Annotated in this window: 13 protein-coding genes; 12 read left to right on the forward strand and 1 reads right to left on the reverse strand. The window is 57.2% G+C overall.

Annotated features, from left to right (window positions below; all coding sequences use genetic code 11):
- Nucleotides 1-122: 122 nt before the first annotated feature.
- From AVO44_RS05120 to AVO44_RS05175, 12 genes are all read left to right on the forward strand, one after another.
- The gene (locus AVO44_RS05120; protein ID WP_233421935.1) at nt 123-530 is read left to right on the forward strand and encodes a hypothetical protein; all 408 of its coding nucleotides are present in this window, start codon (nt 123-125) and stop codon (nt 528-530) included.
- A 2-nt stretch (nt 531-532) separates the two neighbouring features.
- Entirely contained in the window at nt 533-2,542 is a 2,010-nt protein-coding gene (locus AVO44_RS05125) for a dynamin family protein (protein WP_068333509.1), read from the forward strand.
- 8 nt (nt 2,543-2,550) lie between these two features.
- Nucleotides 2,551-4,278 carry a dynamin family protein gene (locus tag AVO44_RS05130; RefSeq protein ID WP_068333512.1) on the forward strand — a complete coding sequence of 576 codons (1,728 nt, stop codon included), beginning with the start codon at nt 2,551-2,553 and terminating at the stop codon, nt 4,276-4,278.
- Between the two features lie 22 nt (nt 4,279-4,300).
- A complete protein-coding gene (locus tag AVO44_RS05135) occupies nt 4,301-4,702 on the forward strand; it encodes a hypothetical protein (protein ID WP_068333514.1) in 402 nt (133 codons plus the stop codon).
- A 24-nt stretch (nt 4,703-4,726) separates the two neighbouring features.
- Nucleotides 4,727-5,590, forward strand: coding sequence for a hypothetical protein (locus tag AVO44_RS05140; protein WP_068333518.1), 864 nt, complete (start codon nt 4,727-4,729; stop codon nt 5,588-5,590).
- 67 nt (nt 5,591-5,657) lie between these two features.
- Entirely contained in the window at nt 5,658-7,700 is a 2,043-nt protein-coding gene (locus tag AVO44_RS05145; RefSeq protein WP_068333521.1) for a dynamin family protein, read from the forward strand.
- Entirely contained in the window at nt 7,697-8,983 is a 1,287-nt protein-coding gene (locus AVO44_RS05150) for a dynamin family protein (protein WP_068333524.1), read from the forward strand. Before AVO44_RS05145 ends, AVO44_RS05150 begins: the two co-directional genes overlap by 4 nt.
- A 339-nt stretch (nt 8,984-9,322) precedes the next feature.
- Entirely contained in the window at nt 9,323-11,449 is a 2,127-nt protein-coding gene (locus tag AVO44_RS05155) for a serine/threonine protein kinase (protein ID WP_068333527.1), read from the forward strand.
- 209 nt (nt 11,450-11,658) lie between these two features.
- Entirely contained in the window at nt 11,659-12,678 is a 1,020-nt protein-coding gene (locus AVO44_RS05160) for an FHA domain-containing protein (protein ID WP_068333530.1), read from the forward strand.
- Entirely contained in the window at nt 12,679-13,464 is a 786-nt protein-coding gene (locus AVO44_RS05165) for a PP2C family protein-serine/threonine phosphatase (RefSeq protein WP_068333534.1), read from the forward strand.
- Between the two features lie 22 nt (nt 13,465-13,486).
- The gene (locus tag AVO44_RS05170; protein ID WP_068333537.1) at nt 13,487-14,749 is read left to right on the forward strand and encodes a transporter substrate-binding domain-containing protein; all 1,263 of its coding nucleotides are present in this window, start codon (nt 13,487-13,489) and stop codon (nt 14,747-14,749) included.
- 44 nt (nt 14,750-14,793) lie between these two features.
- Entirely contained in the window at nt 14,794-15,900 is a 1,107-nt protein-coding gene (locus AVO44_RS05175) for a transporter substrate-binding domain-containing protein (protein WP_068333540.1), read from the forward strand.
- Between the two features lie 295 nt (nt 15,901-16,195).
- On the opposite strand, the gene AVO44_RS05180 is transcribed toward AVO44_RS05175, so the two are convergent.
- Nucleotides 16,196-18,409, reverse strand: a complete 2,214-nt coding sequence (locus AVO44_RS05180; RefSeq protein WP_068333543.1) for an NADP-dependent isocitrate dehydrogenase — start codon at nt 18,407-18,409, stop codon at nt 16,196-16,198.
- Nucleotides 18,410-18,468: the final 59 nt, after the last annotated feature.

Consider the following 18,468-nt stretch of genomic DNA (forward strand, 5'->3'; position numbering starts at 1 on the left):
GCCAAAATAACACCGCCTTGCCAACAATGATGGAGAGTGGGTGTTAACGAGTCTTTTTTGCCCCTGGGCCTAGTTTAGATTTTTTGCTCAACTCGAATACAAGGGTCTTAGCCGTGACCAATATGATAAACTCTGCCGCTGCTGAGCAAGACGCCGTTGGTCTTGCCCGCGAAAGTTTTCTTGGTGAACTGAAGTCCCTCAATCGGGACCACCCGAACACTGGCTTTGGTCTGTCGCTGCGCACGCACTCGGGGGGGCACTACCTTCTAGCCAATTCCCGGATGCCGCTGCCCGAGACCAAATCAAAAGGGTTTCCTACCGGACGCCGTCTGGCGCTGTTGGAGAATAGTGAAACATTCAGCTCTATCGAAGTGCTAGCCGATTCTGGGGCTTACGAGTCCATCTCACCCGGTGATGAGGCCGCGATCCTTGGAAATGCGCTGAACCTGATCGCAAGGATCGACACGATGACCAGTTCTTCTGACGGTCAGGAACATCATCATATCGCCGCTACTGGGACCGGAGGTTGATCATGGCCCGAAACGACCACCTTCTGTCCGTAGGAAACGAAGCGCTGTCGCCGATGACCACGGCCATGGCTTCGCTTGCGACCCAGATCGACCAGTTGACCGAAGTGGCAGATGCCCGGTCCTCGGCGCGGTTGGCGACACTTAAGACGCGGATGGAGAACTTCACGGCCAGCGTGACGCTGGTTGGACAGGTCAAAGCAGGTAAATCTTCGATCGTGAACATTCTGGCGGGGCGCCCTGCCCTCCTGCCGTCGGACGTAAACCCGTGGACCTCGGTGGTGACCACGTTAAACATCAACACGCGCACCGAAGGCGACAAAAAGGCCAAGTTCACCTTTTTTGAGCAGGAAGAGTGGGACAATCTGATGGTCGGCGGCGGTCGTCTTGGTGAGCTGGCCAACCGTGCCGGTGCTGATGACGAAATGGATGATATCCGGCGTCAAATCAGTGAAATGAAAGCCAAGTCCGAAGCCCGTCTTGGCCAGCATTTCGACCTGCTTCTAGGGCAGAGCCACCAGTATGAGTATTTCGACGAAGAGTTGATTCAGCGCTATGTCTGCCTGGGTGACGAGGACGACCCGGATATCAATCCAAAGACCGGGCGCTTTGCCGATGTGACCAAGTCGGCGGAACTGTTCATGGACATTCCGCAATACCCAATCTCGCTAAAACTGTGCGATACGCCCGGCGTCAACGATACCTTCATGGTGCGTGAGCAGATTACCTTGCGCAGCCTTCGCGGTTCGGAAGTCTGTGTTGTTGTATTGGCCGCAAGCCAGGCGTTGACCACCATGGACATGGCGCTGATGCGGATCATCGCGCAGTTCGAAAATCGGCAGATTATCCTGTTCGTGAACCGCATCGACGAATTGTCCGATCCGGTCAATCAAGTGCCCGAGATTCGTGACCGGATCAAAGACACGCTGAAACAGAATAACATCGACACAAACACAAGCGTTGTGTTCGGCAGCGCGCTTTGGGCCGAGGCTGCCCTGACCGGCAATCCCGATATTCTGACAGAAGAATCACGTCGGGCGCTCAACACCTTCTATCTGGCGGCCGGATTCGGAGATCAGGCCCCCTCGCTTGACAAGATCTGGGCGCTGTCTGGCCTTCCTGATCTGTTGCTCGCAATGAATGAGCGGATCGCCGAAGGGGCTGGCACCCGCCTGCTGGACCGTGTGCGTCATCGCGCCCGCAACATCGCCAGCCAAATTCGCGCGACAGCAGTGGCCAAGACGCTGTCCAAGGGGCAAGGCGTTGTGCGTGAGATGGACGGGGTCGCACCCGAAGAGGCGGTCGCCAAGGTGACCGAAGAATATGAAAAGAAGGTGGCTGAACTGACGGCCTCATTGCGGGACAAAGTGCTGCAACGTCTCAAATCAGCCGAAACCAGTTTTGTAAAACGCGCCACGGATTCGTTGATCGCACATCTTGAGAAGAAAGGTGAACAGGGTACCTGGCAGTACGACCCCGCGGGCCTGCGGACGCTGCAAAAGGCGGCTTACTTCAGTTTCGCACGCTCAATGCGCAAAGAGGCTGGCGCGCTTTACAGCGCGGCTGCAAATGATGTCGAGGCACTGTATCAAAAGCTGCTGGGAAATCATCTGGGCGAATTCAGCATCGAAGCGCCTATCGTGCCCCGCGTCCCACCGCCATTGGGCATCGGGCGCACCATCGCACTGGATTTGCAAAGCACATGGTGGCGTCGTTGGTGGCAACGTCGCAAAGGGTTCGAGGCATATGCCGCAGACTACACGCGCCTGATAGCGTCCGAGGCGAACTCGATCACAAAGGACCTTGAAGAAAACCAGATTGCGGCGGTTCTGGAAAACGTTCGCGCAGGTCTGACCGATTTCCTGCGCGAGCAGAGCGAGACCCTGCTGAGCATTTCGGCCTCGGCCGAGCAGGACCCAAACCAGGCCGCCCTGATGGCGGGCATGACGCCCAAGAAGTCACGCGACGATATCCTGGGCGATATCCTGAAAGATCTTAGTAACGAGGCAGCATAAGTATCGACATGGCAAAAGACACACAAACCCGCTTCGTATCTCCTAAGGCATGGGAACGCATCGAGCAGTGGTCCCGGCGCAAACCGATTTTTGCACTGATGGGGGAGTTCAGCGCCGGAAAATCGACACTGATGAACTTCTTGCTGCGCTCTCACGCATTGCCGACCCAAGTCACTGCCACACAGTTGCCACCCGTCTGGTTCAGTTGGGGCAAACAGTCGGCTTACCTTCAGCGCGAAGACGGCACGCAAGAGGACATCACTGTCGATCAATTGCACGCCGTGGGAGTGAATGACGCCCAATTCGTGCGCATTTTTTTTGAATCTGATATTCTTGAAGCGGTCGACTTAATCGACACCCCCGGTATCTCGGACCCGAAGATTTCAAGCGATGTTTGGCGCCGCGCGGTTGGACAAGCCAATGGCGTGCTGTGGTGTACGCACGCGACCCAGGCTTGGCGGGAAACAGAGCGGGCGACATGGGTATCGCTACCCGAACGATTGCAGCACAACTCGCTTTTGCTGGTCACCCGGGCTGACGCGCTTGGGGCCAAAGACCGCCAGAAAGTGCTGCGCCGAGTGAATCGTGAGGCGGGGCATCTGTTCAATCGGTCAATCCTTTTCTCGGCCCGCGACGCCATCGTTGCGCGGGACAAAAGCGGCGATGCCGAGCTTTGGACACGCAGCGGTGGCGGCAAGATGGTCGACAGCTTTCTTGAAATCACCGAACAGATCATGGATCACCGCGCCGATATGCTTGCGCGGTATCAGATCGACAACAGCTTGTCCGACGAACCCCGCATTCAACCGACCCGCCCGAAGCGGAAATCAGAACAGGGTGACGATACGGCCCCATTGAAGCTGGTGAACCCGGTTCCAGACTCTGGAGCGGCACTTGCAGACGAAGTTGTCACCAGCTTCCCCGTCCGTCCGACCCGTGTTGAGCGCCGAAATGAAGACTCCGACCGCGACGAGCGCATCGACGCGGCCAAGGCAGAGCGTTTGCGTGCCGAAATGGCTGCCGAAACACAGGCGTCCCAACCGGTTGAGGCCAGCGAGGAAGACGAGCTGCGCGCGTTTTTCCGGGACACGCCGAGCAACGGCCTGAGCCTTGCCGATCACAAGGACTTACCAAACAACGATGATGCGTTGGACTTGGCAGACGACGATGAGCTGGACGAGGACGACGCCGACGACCTGTTGTCCGACGTACAAGCGGAAGATCCTGCGTCAAGCACATCCGATCCAATCATAGGTTCTTCCGAAGATGAACCCGCTGACGTGTCTGAGGCAGTTGATACGTCGGAACCCAACGAAAAGCGCGCCGAGCTTTCGGTGTCGTCCATCACCGCCTTGTTGGCCGAGCAGTCGAAAGGCGCTGAGGACGAGTATGAGCCCGAGCCTGAATCTAACGGCCTTGTCGACATGCAGATTGTTCCTCTGGCCAACGTAACAACTGCCGACGACTCCGATGCGCCAGACGAAAGCCGCAAGACGCTCAAAGACGTGCTGAGTGTCACAAGCGAAACTGCACTCAGTGCCGCGTCCATGTGGCGCGAAATCTCCGCTGACGACGACTTGCCGGATGACGCTGAAGGGATAAAAAAGGTTTTCAACGATTTCCTCGAAGAATTCGACCAGATCGCAGCCGAACACTACGCCCGTCAAGCCAAAGAACCGGTGCATCCTGTTCCGAGTGCGTCGAAAAACGGTGGGGCGGAACGCCATGCGCTGTAAAAGGAGACACAGGTAGCAAGCAATGACAATTGAAACCGCACTCCGCTCCGCGATGGAAACCATACCCGACTGCATTGCAGCCGGGTATGTCGACATGGAAACGGGAATGTTGCTGGGGATCAACACCTTAGACTCTGACAGCGCTGAGGTTCTGGACAGTCTGGCCCTTGCCGTGGCTAACCTGTTTCAGGGCCGGGGAATCAAAGCGTTTGAGGAACTGCTTCGCTCGGCCAAGGCAGAGGACTCGGGCAACCCGGGATTTGGGGAAATCGCGGTGTTTTCGAAGGATCGGCTAAACATATTTCTGCGGACTCAGGAATATCCTGATCACGTGGTCTGCTACATTTGTCGCAACAGTGCCAACGTCGGGTTGGCGCTGACGAAATCGCATCTCAGCCTGGGGCCAGTCGCGGCCGCAGTCTAGACCGGCCCAGAGGGGGGTCACGGCATGATGGATACGGACATACTTGAGATGCTCAATGAAATCGGGCGCTCGTCTGTTGCCCGCCTGAATCCGGCGGTTACTGTGCCCGGTGATACCGCTATGGCTCGGCGCGAAAAAGTGCTGCACGCCATTCGCGGTACAATCCTGCCCCGCCGATTGGAATTTACCGCGGCCAATGGCGATTGCCTTGCCATCGAAGTGAACAGCTCTCGGGTAACTGACGTGTTCCGGGTCCCGTCCGGTGTAGCCCCGGATTTCGAAACGGAACTGCGCCAGGACCTTGCAGTCAAGCTGGCGCAACTGGTGACCGATATCGCTTGTGCACCTGCTCCGCTCCAATTGATTTCTCTTCAACCTGATACCGCGCTTGAAGCGGATGACGTTGGTATCACCTTCAGCGAGATCGAAGCCTCCTGCGCGGATATGGAGCAGCCGGTAGAGCCGGTCATATCCATCGTTGACGCCAGTCCTGAAAGTTTGAAGCCCACAGAAGAAACGCCAGAGGCTGACAGCACAGATACTTTGGCACAGCGTTTTTTTGATGGCGCAGAACGGTTTGCCCAAGGGCGGGTACTGATCACGGATGGCGCCGCGCTGCTTGCGGATGGTGCCTGCAAAGACGGAGAGCCCCTGCACCCCAAACCCGATTTGTTGGCCAGTTTCGCCCGCGATCTTGCGAGATGGGATGACGACACGGCCAACACAATGGACCATCCGCAGCTTATTGTCATACGGCCGTCTGGCGGCAAAGGCACCGGGTTGGCCGTTTTGAACGATGGCACAAATGCCGCTCTGGCCGTTCACGAGGCACGCAAGTTGGGCGCGGTCGTCAATCTGTGGGCAGCTTTAAAAAGGCCGGACGGATGATTGCGTCCGATACAATCAGTTTTTCGGCGCGTTTGGCGCGCTTTTATATGTTGCCAGGGTAAAGTTTATGAGTGAAACCAATCGTCGCGAGTTGATCCGTATTGCCGAGGACATGAACGGGATCTCAAACGAAGAGACCCGGCAATTCATTTCGCGAATTGTCAGTGATCTGAAGAACCTCAAACCCTCAATCGCCTTTGTCGGACAGATCAAGGCTGGCAAATCGCGCCTGATCAATGGTTTCACGGGGCAAGCAGAATTTCTCCCTTCGGATGTGAATCCTTGGACAACGGTGATTACCGACATGCATTTCGGGCACCCGTCTGGCCGCACCTCGGGGGCTGAATTCCATTTCTTCGACAACCGCCAATGGCAGGCGCTGATCGCCGAAGGCGAAGAGTTGCGCAATATGTTCCCCGATGATGAGGACAGTTATAAGCGCGAGATGATCGAAGAGCAGGTCGAGGCAATGAAGACCCGCGCCAAGCTGCGTCTGGGGGAAAGCTACAAACACCTGCTCGGCCAGCATCATGACCTGGACAGCCTGAACTCGGACGATCTGGCGCGCTATGTCTGCGCAGGCGACGATCCAACCGATGAGGGTGCGTATGATCCAGGGTCGGACCGGGGACTGTACAGCGACATCACGCGCAAGGCCGAGGTTTATTTCGACATCGGCCACTTCCCCTACCCCTTGACCGTGACGGACACGCCCGGTGTTAATGACCCGCTTTTGATCCGCGAGGAGATCTCGCGCCAATACCTCAAGGAATCCGACTTTTTCGTCGTGGTACTGTCTGCACATCAGGCCCTTTCGCGCGCCGACCTGAAACTGTTCCGTCTGATGCAGGCGCTGGAATTGGGTCAGATCGTCGTCTTCATCAACCGCGTTGATGAACTGGGCGGCGGTGCCGATGATGCGACCAAAGTTCGGGCCGATGTTGTGGACGGTCTCGAAAAGGCGCTTGGCAACTCAGACATCGACGTGCTGATGGGTAGCGCACAGTGGGCGCACTATGCCCTGACCGGGGATGAGACTGGTATTAACCATGATGAGGTTCTGGCATGGCTGCGTGCGCATCCGGACCAGATGAAGCAATATCTGGACGGCGTGGCAGAGATCAAACAAGGGTCCGGCCCGATCAGCCGTGAAGGCGTATTGCGCTTTGCTGCAATGGTTGCCTCGGGCTTGCCTGACCTGCGCCGCCACGTGACCAGTGCCCTGACCGAGGGCCCGCGGAATGAGCAGTTGCGGATGGCGTGGCAGCACCTCAATAGCTTTGCCCAAGGTGAGGTTGAGCGCAGCAAGGCCCACATCCGCGCCATCGAGGAAGAAAGCGGTTCGAAAGCCGAAACCGGCGACGAAAATCACAAGACTCTCACAGACCTGCGCAAGCTTGTTGCCCAGAAAACGACCGAGATCGTCAACGATATGGATGACGTTCTGGCCAACCTGCGCGGTGTCATGGACGATACCGTGGCCGAAGCGGTCGCAGCCGTGGTGCGTGGGCCGAATGGTGATTCACCATTGTTGGCGAGCGGTGGCGAGACCGAGCTGAACTTTACCCCGCTGCGCGACCGCATGCGCGAATTGGTTCAGGGCGCGACACAAGTGGTTCGGCAGCGCATGCTGAGCGAGCTGTACTCGATCGACATGCAAAGCAATGCGGCCCTGCGTTCGTTGCCGGGCTGGCAGGATTCCTCTGACAACCGCATGAACACAAGCGCCGTTCGATGGTTCCGCCCAGATACCAAGGCTCTGACGCGGGGCATAACGGTTGAACTCAGGGTCAGCTGGCTTTCGCGACTGATTTCGCGCAAAAGCGTTGTTGCCCGGGCCGAACGTATGATTGTGCAGGAATTCGAGATGATTGGCGACGATCTGGTGGATACCGCGCGCAGCGATTTACTAGAGCGGCTGAACACGGTTCTGGATCACTACCTCGCATTGTTGGCCGGACATCTTGAACACCGGACAGGTAGCGGCGAAGCAAGTGAACGGGCCGAAGCGCAGGCGGCATGTGACTACGCGCAACACATTTTGGAAGAGTTGGGCACCATTTACGGTGCAGATGACGTAGACAAAATACTGGCAGAGGCTGCTGAATGATTGAATTTCCCGGAACCGAACAGGAAGTAGCGCAACTTGAACGCTTTCTGAACGCGACCGAAAACCTGTCTGCTGACGCAGAGTTGACAGGAATGCGCGACCGGGCGCTGGCCCATGCCGAACGGCTGTCCAACGCCGTCAATATTGGATTCGCCGGCGAATTCGGCGCGGGCAAGTCCAGCCTTGCCAATATGCTGGCCGGGGCCGATATTTTGCCTACCGGACCTCAGCACCTGAAATTGCCGCTTGTGATCGTGGCTTATTCCGAAACGCCGGAAACCACGGTTGGGTGGTGGGACCGAGAACCCAAGGTTTACTCCGGGATTGCGCTGGAAAAGGCTGCTGCGGATGACCCTGACTTCATTTCGGTTGGATTGAACACGCCTGCGCTGCAGGAAATCTCGTTGTTTGACCTGCCCGGTACCGGCGCATTGGACGACACGTACAAGGCAACACTCGATCTGCTGAAGTTTGTAGACTGCGCAATCTGGTGTACCAACGGAACAAACGCCTGGCGCGAGACGGAACGCCATCTGTGGTCGCAGGTCCCGCAAGCCTTGCGCAGCAATAGCTTGCTGGCTGTCACCCACACCGACCTGCCGCATGTAAATGACGCCTTGGATCGGGTGGTGTCGCGGCTTAACAAGGAAAAAGGCGATCTGTTCCGCGCTGTTGTGCCGATTGGCACCCCGGTCGCCGTGCGCGCCATGGCACAAGAGCCCGAGCCCGATTTTGACCTCTGGGAGGATTGCGGCGGTCAAACCCTGGCGGAACAGGTTCTGCAAATTGCCTCGGACCGTCGCCTTGCCGATCTAGAGGCTGCAAGAGCAGATCTGAAACAGGATTTCCTACCCTATCTGGAAACGCTGGACAGGCCCGAGAATGAGCCGCAAAAGCCCGATGCCGCTTCGATGCATGCCACGCTGGAAGCCGCTTTGCCACCGCTCGAAAACCCGATCCTCGAAGACTGGCTGGCCGCGATTGCCAGCATCTATGAGGACTTGCGCGAGTCATCCGATATCGAACCTGTGGCATTCTTGCATTCGTGCCAGGAAATCGTCGAGGATTTTGCCGAGCGCCTGGAACAGGGGGGCGAAATTGACCCCTCGGCAGATTGGATACCAGGTGAGTTTGAAAAGGCCACCGACCTATTGCTTCTGCTGCAATTTGAAAGCGGTGATGCGCCTCTGAATGACGCAGTCAGCATTCTGGCCCAGCTCAGCGATAACCTTGCATGGGCGGGCAGTCGGATAGACTCGGTCGAGCCGAAGACTGGCACCTGATAACTTCACGCAAAAATTGATCCGTCATGCACCGATTCGAGGCATTGAGAATCAGGTGCCAAGCGCGACGGGTCCGTTGCGCAGGCGGAGACAAAACACCAACTAGCCTGCATTTTGTGCAGCCCCTTTTTCAGCATAGTGTGTCGAAGACGGCGGCGCACACAACATGTCGTGCACCGTCCGAAATGATCCATAGTGAAGCCATGTGGCGGCCCCAATAAAGTCAAATTTGAAACGTCTAACCGTCTTTAGTGTCCTGCGGTTGTGTTTGGTTGTGAGTACGGGATCAGTTTTTCCCAGTTGAGTTGACCGCAAAACGAAAAGAACGGGCGGAAAGAAATGAGCCACAACCAGGCTGTCGGTGAATCGCACGACGAACCTAAAATTGAAGGACTTCAACCCGGCGCCAAGCTGTTGCGCGGGCAGTATGAAGTCCTGCGTTTCCTCAGCAATGGCGGGTTCGGCATCACCTATCTGGCACGTGACAGCCTTGAGCGCGACGTGGTGATCAAGGAATGTTTTCCAGGCGCAATGTGTCTTCGCAATGGCGATATGGTCGAGCCCTCGAACCCTGGATACAAAGACGATCTGCGCTCGATCATCGACCTGTTTATTCAAGAGGCACGCAACCACGCGCGTCTGGTGCATCCCAATATCGTCAACGTGCATCAGGTCTTCGAAGACAACAACACCGCCTATATTGCGATGGATCTTGTCAAAGGGTGCGACCTGCTGGACTACGTGGAAGATCCAGACACAGATACTGGCCCTGACTTTATCGTACAGATGACCGAAAAGATGCTGTCCGCAGTGTCTTTCATCCATCAAAGCGGCATGCTTCACCGCGATATCTCACCCGATAACATTCTGATCAATGAAAACGGTGATCCCGTTCTGATCGACTTCGGGGCCGCGCGGGAACAGGCCGCGAACCAATCGGCGGCGCTGCTGACACTACGGGTGATCAAGGACGGCTATTCCCCACATGAATTCTATGTTCGCGGTGCTGAACAAGGGCCAAGCAGTGATCTCTACGTTCTTGCTGCCACTCTGTACCACGCCATCAGCGGCGAGCGTCCTATTGACGGGCAGACCCGCCTGAACGCCTTCAACAACAGTCAGAAAGACCCATATGAGCCGCTCGCCGGGCGGTTCAAGGGCTATCCTGACGGTTTCCTTGAGGCGATCGACAAGGCGATGGAGGTTCACGTCACCGACCGCCTGCAAAGCGCCCTGGATTGGCTGCGGATGTTCCGTGGGCCGGGTGTCATGTTTGATACGTTCGATTACCGCCCCGTCTCGGTCATTGTGGCGATGGATCGCAAGGATGAGGCCGCCGAAAAGGCCCGTATCAAGGCTGAGAGTGAAAATGCCGAAGCGGTCGTGACGGCCCTTTTGGCTGGTAACGCTGACCTGACCCTTGGAAACGAAGACAAAGACGACGACGACCTCGCCAAGTACACACCGAAAGAGGAAGCGCCAGCAACAGTAGATACCATTGTCAAAAGTAGGTCAGAAGGCGGCGGACGATTGATTGCAGGCATTGTGATCGTCGTCGCTGGTCTGGCCGCGGCCGGGTACTTTTTGATGTCTGGTGAAAAGGTGATTGAGCCGGAAAATGACACCGTCGACCTGACAGCACCTGCCGAAGTTCCTGAAACAATCGAGCCGCCAGCCCCAGTTGAGCTGGTGACCGAAGCCGAAATCGCGCCGGAACAGGTAGACCCGGAACCCACAACCGTTGAACCCATTCAGGCCCCTGTCGAGCAGACACAGGCCCCCTCGGCTGAACCAGAAGTGGCCCAAGCCCCGGCAGCCGAACCCACTCCCGCCGCCGATGTCCCGCCTACGTCGGGGACACCGGCGGAGGTGCAGGTAGCTTTCTCGCACTGGGATGTTGAAATTCCATTCCAGATCTCGCGGCGTCGCGCAACCACAGGCACCGTTATCGCCGTGACCGGCGTTGATCCCTCGCGGGATATGTCAGTCATCGGAGACTGGGTGGAACGCGGTGCTTCGATTTATACATTGAACGGCGAACCCTTCGGCGAGGATGCAAGTTTCGCCGCGCAGGCGCTGGACGATCTGTCAATAGATCCCGATGGCTATATCCGCGTGACTGCACGCTATCGGTCATTGGGTCAAACCCGGGCACAGAACGGGCTGTTGGCGCTGCCCGCCTTCCGGATGGTCGGCTTGGAAAACGGTTACGGCTTCACTGTGCGAAACACGGAAGGCGAAGGTTGGAAGACAGTTGTCACGACGGTTCCGCCCGAGGCCAAAGGTGATCTTCAAAAAGGCGATATTCTGATGTCCGAGTCTCAGACCTCGGTCGCGATGGATAGGCCGGAGAGCATCGATGCCGTGCTTCAAACCCTGGTCGCCGAAGGCCAACCCCACGCGCGTCTGACCGTATTGCGAAACGGCACGGAAACGGACGCAGTCATGCAGCTAAAGCAGGAGTAGTTTGACCGGTTCGAAAGTGACCTGCTGCACAGTGAGTTCTGAGGGTGGCGCCTGGAAATCCGCCACTCTTCACGGTTCGGTCCGGACCGGCAGATGAGTTTGATCTGATTTCCAAATTATCCGTGCCTTTGCGTCAAAGCGCGCAGCGGCAAGTAGTAGCCCCGCAGGACCAAATGCCTGTGCTGAAACAGTAAAAAGGTGTCGACACCATGTTTAAATACAAAAGCCCCCTCAGCCGGCTTCTCGAAGGTGCCGGCAAGGTCAAAGAAGCCCAGCCTGAAACCGACGTGGAAGACGCAGTCGAGCCCGAGGCCGAAAAAACCCAACCGATTGCGGATTTCAACGCGCTGCGCAACGCTCTGGCGGGCGGCAACGCGTCGGCGGAACCCTATGAAGACAGCGACGAGTTGATCCCGGAAGAGGATATGCCCGCGTTTTCTGACGATGCGGACGAGACAGTCGAAGACGAAGCCGAAGCGCCCGATGACGCAAAAGAAAATATTTTCGAGTCGGCTGAGGCGCAACACGGGTCAGAAGAGCCGGTTGTCACTTTACACATCGCCACCGACGAAGACTCCGAGCAAACCGATGCTCAGGACGAGTCCGTTGTTGAGGTCGTCGTTGAAACTGTTAACCCCGCGCAGGCTGAAATAGTTGAGCCCATCTTGGACGATCCTCATATTGAAACTGCACCCGAACTGGAAGCAACGTCTGAGCCGGAAGTAACGCCGGAACCGACGCAAGCGGCCGCTGCTCCCGTGGCGGATGACCGTCGCGGCCGGGTCAAGACAACCTTCCTCGGGTTTGAGCGCGCAGACACGCATGTTCAGGATCTGATCGAAAGCTCGGACCCGGTCGTCAAGACAACAACCGCAAAAGAAACATTCCCCGTTGGTTGGCTGGTTGTGACCGCCGGACCGGGCCGTGGTTCTTGCATCACCCTGACCGAGGGTCTGATGCAGATTGGCCGCAATGATGATCAGGCCATTCAACTGGACTTTGGTGATACTGGCATTTCGCGCAGCAACCACGCCGTGATCGCCTATGACCCCGAAGACCGGAAATGCTACCTCGGTCACGGAGGCAAGGCCAACCTTGTTCGTCTGAATGGCAAGCCTGTGCTGAGCACCGTGGCGTTGTCCAGCGGCGACCTGATCCGGATCAGCGAAACTTCGATCCGCTTCGCCGCTTTCTGTGACGACGATTTTGACTGGCGGGATGACAGCTAAATGCTGGCCCAACCGGCATATGACATTGCCCTGATCGTTGACCAGGGTCAGCGCGGATCACAGGAAGACGCGGTTGCCACGCGCATGTTCGATGCAGCCAATGCCGGATATGTGGTTGTCGCGGACGGTATGGGTGGGCACGCTGCTGGTGACGTGGCATCGGACCTCGTGATTGGTGCCTGGCGCGACGCATTGGACGCCGAGCTTACGGGCGCAGCGCCGTCCGAAAGCTCTATCGCCGACGCCCTGCCCTTGGCGGCAATGCAAGCCAATGCCTCTATCGCTGCACATTGCGACGAAATGGGCGGCAATTTCAAAATGGGGTCAACCCTGTTGGGCGTGCTGCTGCTGGGGCAGCGCGTGTACTGGATCTCGATCGGTGACAGCCCGCTATATCTGTTCCGCGACGGAGTTCTGCATCAGATCAACGAAGATCATTCGATGGCTCCGGTCATAGATGCACAGGTAGCCAACGGCACTTTGACCGATGCCGAAGCGCGGGGTCATCCGGATCGTAACCAGCTGACATCGGTGATTATGGGTGCCGCAATTCCAAAGGTGGACTGCCCTGAGGAACCGCTCAGCCTGACGGCATCAGATGTGCTGATCCTGGGCAGTGACGGTTTGCAATATCTCAGCGATGCAGAAATTCAAGCCATCGTGAAACGCAACGCGCATGCGTGGGCACAGGACATCGCCGATGCCTTGTTGCTGGCGCTTCACGCCAAGGGCGACCCGGATCAGGACAATGCCTCGATCGGTGTCGTGAAACTGACAAGAAACTAATCAAGGCAAGGCTACAGGACCCATGAAACCCCATCTTTTCATATCCAGCCTGGCACTCGCTGCCGTGGCCGGAGCCGCCTCGGCGCAAGAGGCCTGCTCGACTTACGAAATCCAGCGCGGCGACAGCCTGCGGGAGTTGACGATCGAAGTGTACTCGACCGAGGATTTCCGCATCATATTTGAAGCCAACCGCGACGTGATCGGCAATAACCCGAACGTCATTCGTGTGGGCGACGTGCTGACCCTGCCCTGTCTGGAAGATATCGGGCGCGCGCCTGAAGTTCCGCAAACCGAAGCCGAAGCCATGGCAGCTGAGATGGCTGCTGAACTGGTTGCGGCCGCAGAAAAGCGGGCCGCAAAAGCCATTGCAGACGCCGAGGCGCGTGTCGCTGAAGCCAAGGCTGAGGCCAAAAAGGCCAGCGAAGAAGCTGTAATCGCGGCCAAGGCTGCGGCCCGTGAAGAAATTGAAGCGGCCCGCGCCGAAGGGGCTGCGCTGATCCGCAACGCAGACGACAGTGAAAGCCCAGCAATCCGGGATCGTCAGTTGCTGCTGATCACCGGAGGCAACTACGCGCCGTTTACGGATGAGGCTCTGCCCTATCGCGGCCTCTATACCAACCTCGTCGAAACGGCGATGCTGCGGGCGGCGCCCGAGCAGGGCTATAAGATACAGTTCGTCAATGACTGGTCCTCGCATCTGGACTTGTTGATGCCGACTCTCGCATTTGACGCGACCTTTCCCTGGTCACGCCCGAACTGTGAAACTGCCGAAGCGCTGTCGGAAAACGATCGTAATCGCTGCGAGACCTACGATTTCTCGAACCCATTTTACGAGGTGGTAGACTCATTCTTCGCCCGCGAAGGCTCAGGATATGAGCAGACGCTGACCTATACCGACTTTGCTGGCGCCACGATCTGCCGCCCCGAGGGTTGGACAACGTCGCACATGGATGCTGTGGGCCTTTACGAACCCGCAATCTCATTAATGCGCCCGGTCGCACCGGATGATTGCTTTCACGCGGTCATGGACGGCAGTGCCGATATCGTCGCGATTGAGGCCCACGTGGCCGTCGAGGCCATCGCGCGGCTTGGGTACAAGCACCGCATCATTGAAAACCCCAACCTGGCGGCCATCAAGCCGCTTAACGTCATGACCCACAAAGACAATCCGGATGGGGAAGCGATTCTTGAGACGCTTAACCAGGGTCTGGCGATCATGCAGCAATCGGGTGAATGGCGGGACATCGTGTCAACCGCCCTGCGCCACCAAATGGAAAATGGCTAAGGCCCCAGCTGGCCTGACAACAAAAAATTCTGGAGGAAGTGAAGATGTTTGAAGTCAACCTGAAGAAAGTCGTGATATCGACCATAGCTGCCACCGCCCTAAGCGCCGGAGCTGCCGCCGCCCAAGAGGCCTGCACCAACTACACCGTCGTGGATGGCGACACGTTGGCCACAATCGCAATTGCCGCCTATGGCACATCGAACTACCAGCCGATTTTCAACGCGAACCGCAACACGATCTTGAACCCGTCAAACCTTGAGCCGGGCCTGGTCCTTGCCTTGCCGTGTGAAGACGGGAGCCTGCCAAACGGTCAAAGCGCGCAAGACCTTATCGCCGCGGAAGAAGCACGTAACGCCAATAACAAAGTGTCCAACGTATACGAACCGCCGATCAAAATCGTGACCGGCGGCAACTATGCGCCCTTTGCCGACGAAGATCTGACGGGCGGCGGCTTTCTTGTCCGTCTTGCTTCGACGGCCCTTAACCGGGCGGGAAACAACCGTGAATTCTCGGCAAGCTTCGTGAACGATTGGAGCTCTCACCTGGATACTCTCTTGCCGCTGGGTGCGTTCGATGTGTCACTGGCCTGGTACATCCCCGACTGCAGCAACCGCAGCTATGAGTGGTCGCCGGAAACCACGAAGCGTTGCACCCAGTTCGATTCCACCGTCAGCGTTTACGACACCGTAATCGGGTTCTACACCCTGCCCGACAGCGACTATGCCACGGCCCGGTCGTTTGAAGATTTCAAAGGCGCGCGTCTTTGCCGGATGGAAGGTTGGTTTACACACGACTTGGAAGAGAACGGCGTTTTTGAACCGAACGTGACAATGATCCAACCTGTCACAGCGACTGACTGCATGGATGCCGTTCTGACCGGTGTGGCAGATGTTGCTTCTTTCGAAGTTCAGCTTGCGGCTGACGCCATGAGCGATCTGGGTCTTTCCCATAATGACATCGTTGAAAATCCGTTTGTGAACACTGTCGCAGGTTTGCGGTTTGTCACGCACCGGACAAACCCATATGGCCGTCAATACGTGGCCATGCTGAACGCAGGCCTGAATGAGATGCGGGAATCCGGCGAATGGTATGCCATCATCTCGGACACCCTCCGCGAGCATAATGAGAAACTGATGGCAGCTTCGAACTGATCCCTCGGTTCAGCTGAATACACTGGGGCTGGTCTTTGAACCGGCCCCCTTTTTTTCGAGCAGCACTTTGCAGCGTATTATCACAGCAAACGGCCTTTCGTGCCTGATGCGTTTGCCATACAGGAATTCACCAATATTCGGATTTTTTATTTGATAGTTTGACTACAGCTATACCGGTGAGGCTCTACCTCGCCACTCACTCAAAAAGGGCCGACTTTGGGGGTCGGCCCTTTTATCATTCAAGATACCCATTTACTCAAATAAAAGCCACGCCATCAAACGTGGCTTTTGGCCTTCAGCCGATGATGGCATTTAGGGTCGCGCTAGGGCGCATCACCGCAGCGGTCTTGGCTGGGTCGGTGTGATAGTACCCACCAAGATCAGCGGGGGCGCCTTGTGCGGCAGCCAATTCGCCCAGGATCTGCTGTTCTTTTTCAGCCAGCTCTTTGGCAATCGGCGCAAACTCAGCTGCCAATTCAGCATCTTCGGACTGCGCTGCCAACGCTTCGGCCCAGTAGCGCGCAAACCAGTAGTGGCTGTCGCGGTTGTCGGGCTGACCTACCTTTCGGCTGGGCGATTTGTTGTTGTCCAGAATGCCCTGCGTTGCCGCCTCAGCCGCGGCCCCCAGAACGCCGGCTTTGGCGTTACCAGCGCTGTCGGCCAGGAAGTTCAGCGACTCACCCAAAGCACAGAACTCACCCATCGAGTCCCAGCGCAGGTGGTTTTCTTCTACCAGCTGCTGCACGTGTTTCGGCGCCGAGCCGCCCGCACCAGTTTCGAACAGACCGCCACCCTGCATCAACTTTACGATCGACAGCATCTTGGCCGAAGTGCCCAGTTCCAGGATCGGGAAAAGGTCGGTCAGATAGTCCCGCAGCACGTTGCCGGTGATGGCAATCGAATCCTTGCCAGCGGTGATGGTCTTCAGCGACTGACGCGTGGCCTCACGCGGGGCCATGATCAGGAACTTGTCAGCCACGCCAGCGGCCGCAAGCGCCGGTTTGACGTAGTTAATCAGTTCAGCATCGTGGGCGCGATTCGCGTCCAGCCAGAAGATCGCTTCGGAACCCGTCAGGCGCTGACGGTCCATCGCCAACTGAATCCAGTTCTCAATCGGCGCTTTCTTTACGGTGCAGGCACGCCAGATATCGCCTTTTTTCACAGCATGTTCGTGCAACGTCTCGCCGTTCGCAAGAACGATGCGGATGGCACCATCTGCCGGTGCTTCGAACGTGGTGGGGTGGCTGCCGTATTCCTCGGCCTTCTGGGCCATCAGGCCAACATTGGCCACTGCTCCGGCGGTGGCCGGATTCAGCGCGCCATTGGCTTTGAAGAAATTGATGGCCTCATCGTAAACCGGGGCGTAGCAGCGGTCAGGGATCACGCAGTTCGTGTCACCCTTTGCACCGGTCTCATCCCAGCCCTTGCCGCCCGCGCGGATCACGGCAGGCATCGAGGCGTCGATGATCACATCGGACGGTACGTGCAGGTTTGTGATGCCTTTGTCGCTGTCGACCATGTACATGGATGGGCGGTCACCTTTCAGCGCATCAATGGCCGCTACGATCTCGGCGTTGTCTTTGACGCGCTCCAGCAGGTCACCCAGACCCGAGTTCGGATTCACACCCAGCGCGCTCAATTCACTGCCAAATTTCTCGAACACAGGGGCCAGCCACGCTTTTACGGCATAGCCAAAGATGATTGGGTCCGACACTTTCATCATGGTCGCCTTCATATGAAGCGAGAACATGGTGCCGTCTTTCTTGGTGTCTTCAATCGCATCCGCAAGGAACGAGGACAGCGCCTTGACCGACATGAAGGTCGCGTCGGCCACGGTACCTTCGTCCAGCGGCCAGCCATCTTTCAGAACTGTGACGCTGCCGTCTTTGCCAACAAATTCGATCTTGGCGTCACCTGCCTGGGCAGCGGTGATTGTAGCGGATTTCTCGTTAGCGTAGAAATCGTTGTCGGACATGGATGACACTTTGGTCTTGCTGTCAGCGGCCCACTCGCCCATCGAATGCGGGTTCTTTTGTGCGTAGTTCTTGACTGCCTTTGCCGCGCGGCGGTCACTGTTGCCTTCGCGCAGAACCGGGTTCACAGCTGAGCCCTTGATGGTGTCATACCGTGCGCGGATCGCTTTTTCTTCGTCGGTCGAGGGCTCTTCGGGGTAGTTCGGGATATCGTAGCCCTGCGATTGCAGTTCTTCGATCGCCGCCACCAACTGCGGGACCGAGGCCGAGATATTCGGCAGTTTGATCACGTTTGCCTCTGGCGTCTTCACCAGTTCACCCAATGCGGCCAGATCGTCGGTGATGCGCTGTTGGTCAGTCAGGTTCTCGGGGAAGGTCGCGATGATGCGGCCTGCCAGCGAAATATCTTTGGTTCCAACGCTGACACCAGCCGCCGAGGCGAACTTGCGAATGATGGACAGGAACGAGGCGCTCGCCAGCTCAGGCGCTTCGTCTACAATGGTATACAATATATCGAAGTTCGATTTTTCTGCCATATTCTTTTACCTTTTTTAAGCCTTTCGGGGCGTGCGATCCAAGAGTGTGCCACGTCTGT

The sequence above is a fragment of the Ruegeria profundi genome (genome assembly GCF_001507545.1).
Lineage (GTDB): Bacteria > Pseudomonadota > Alphaproteobacteria > Rhodobacterales > Rhodobacteraceae > Ruegeria > Ruegeria profundi.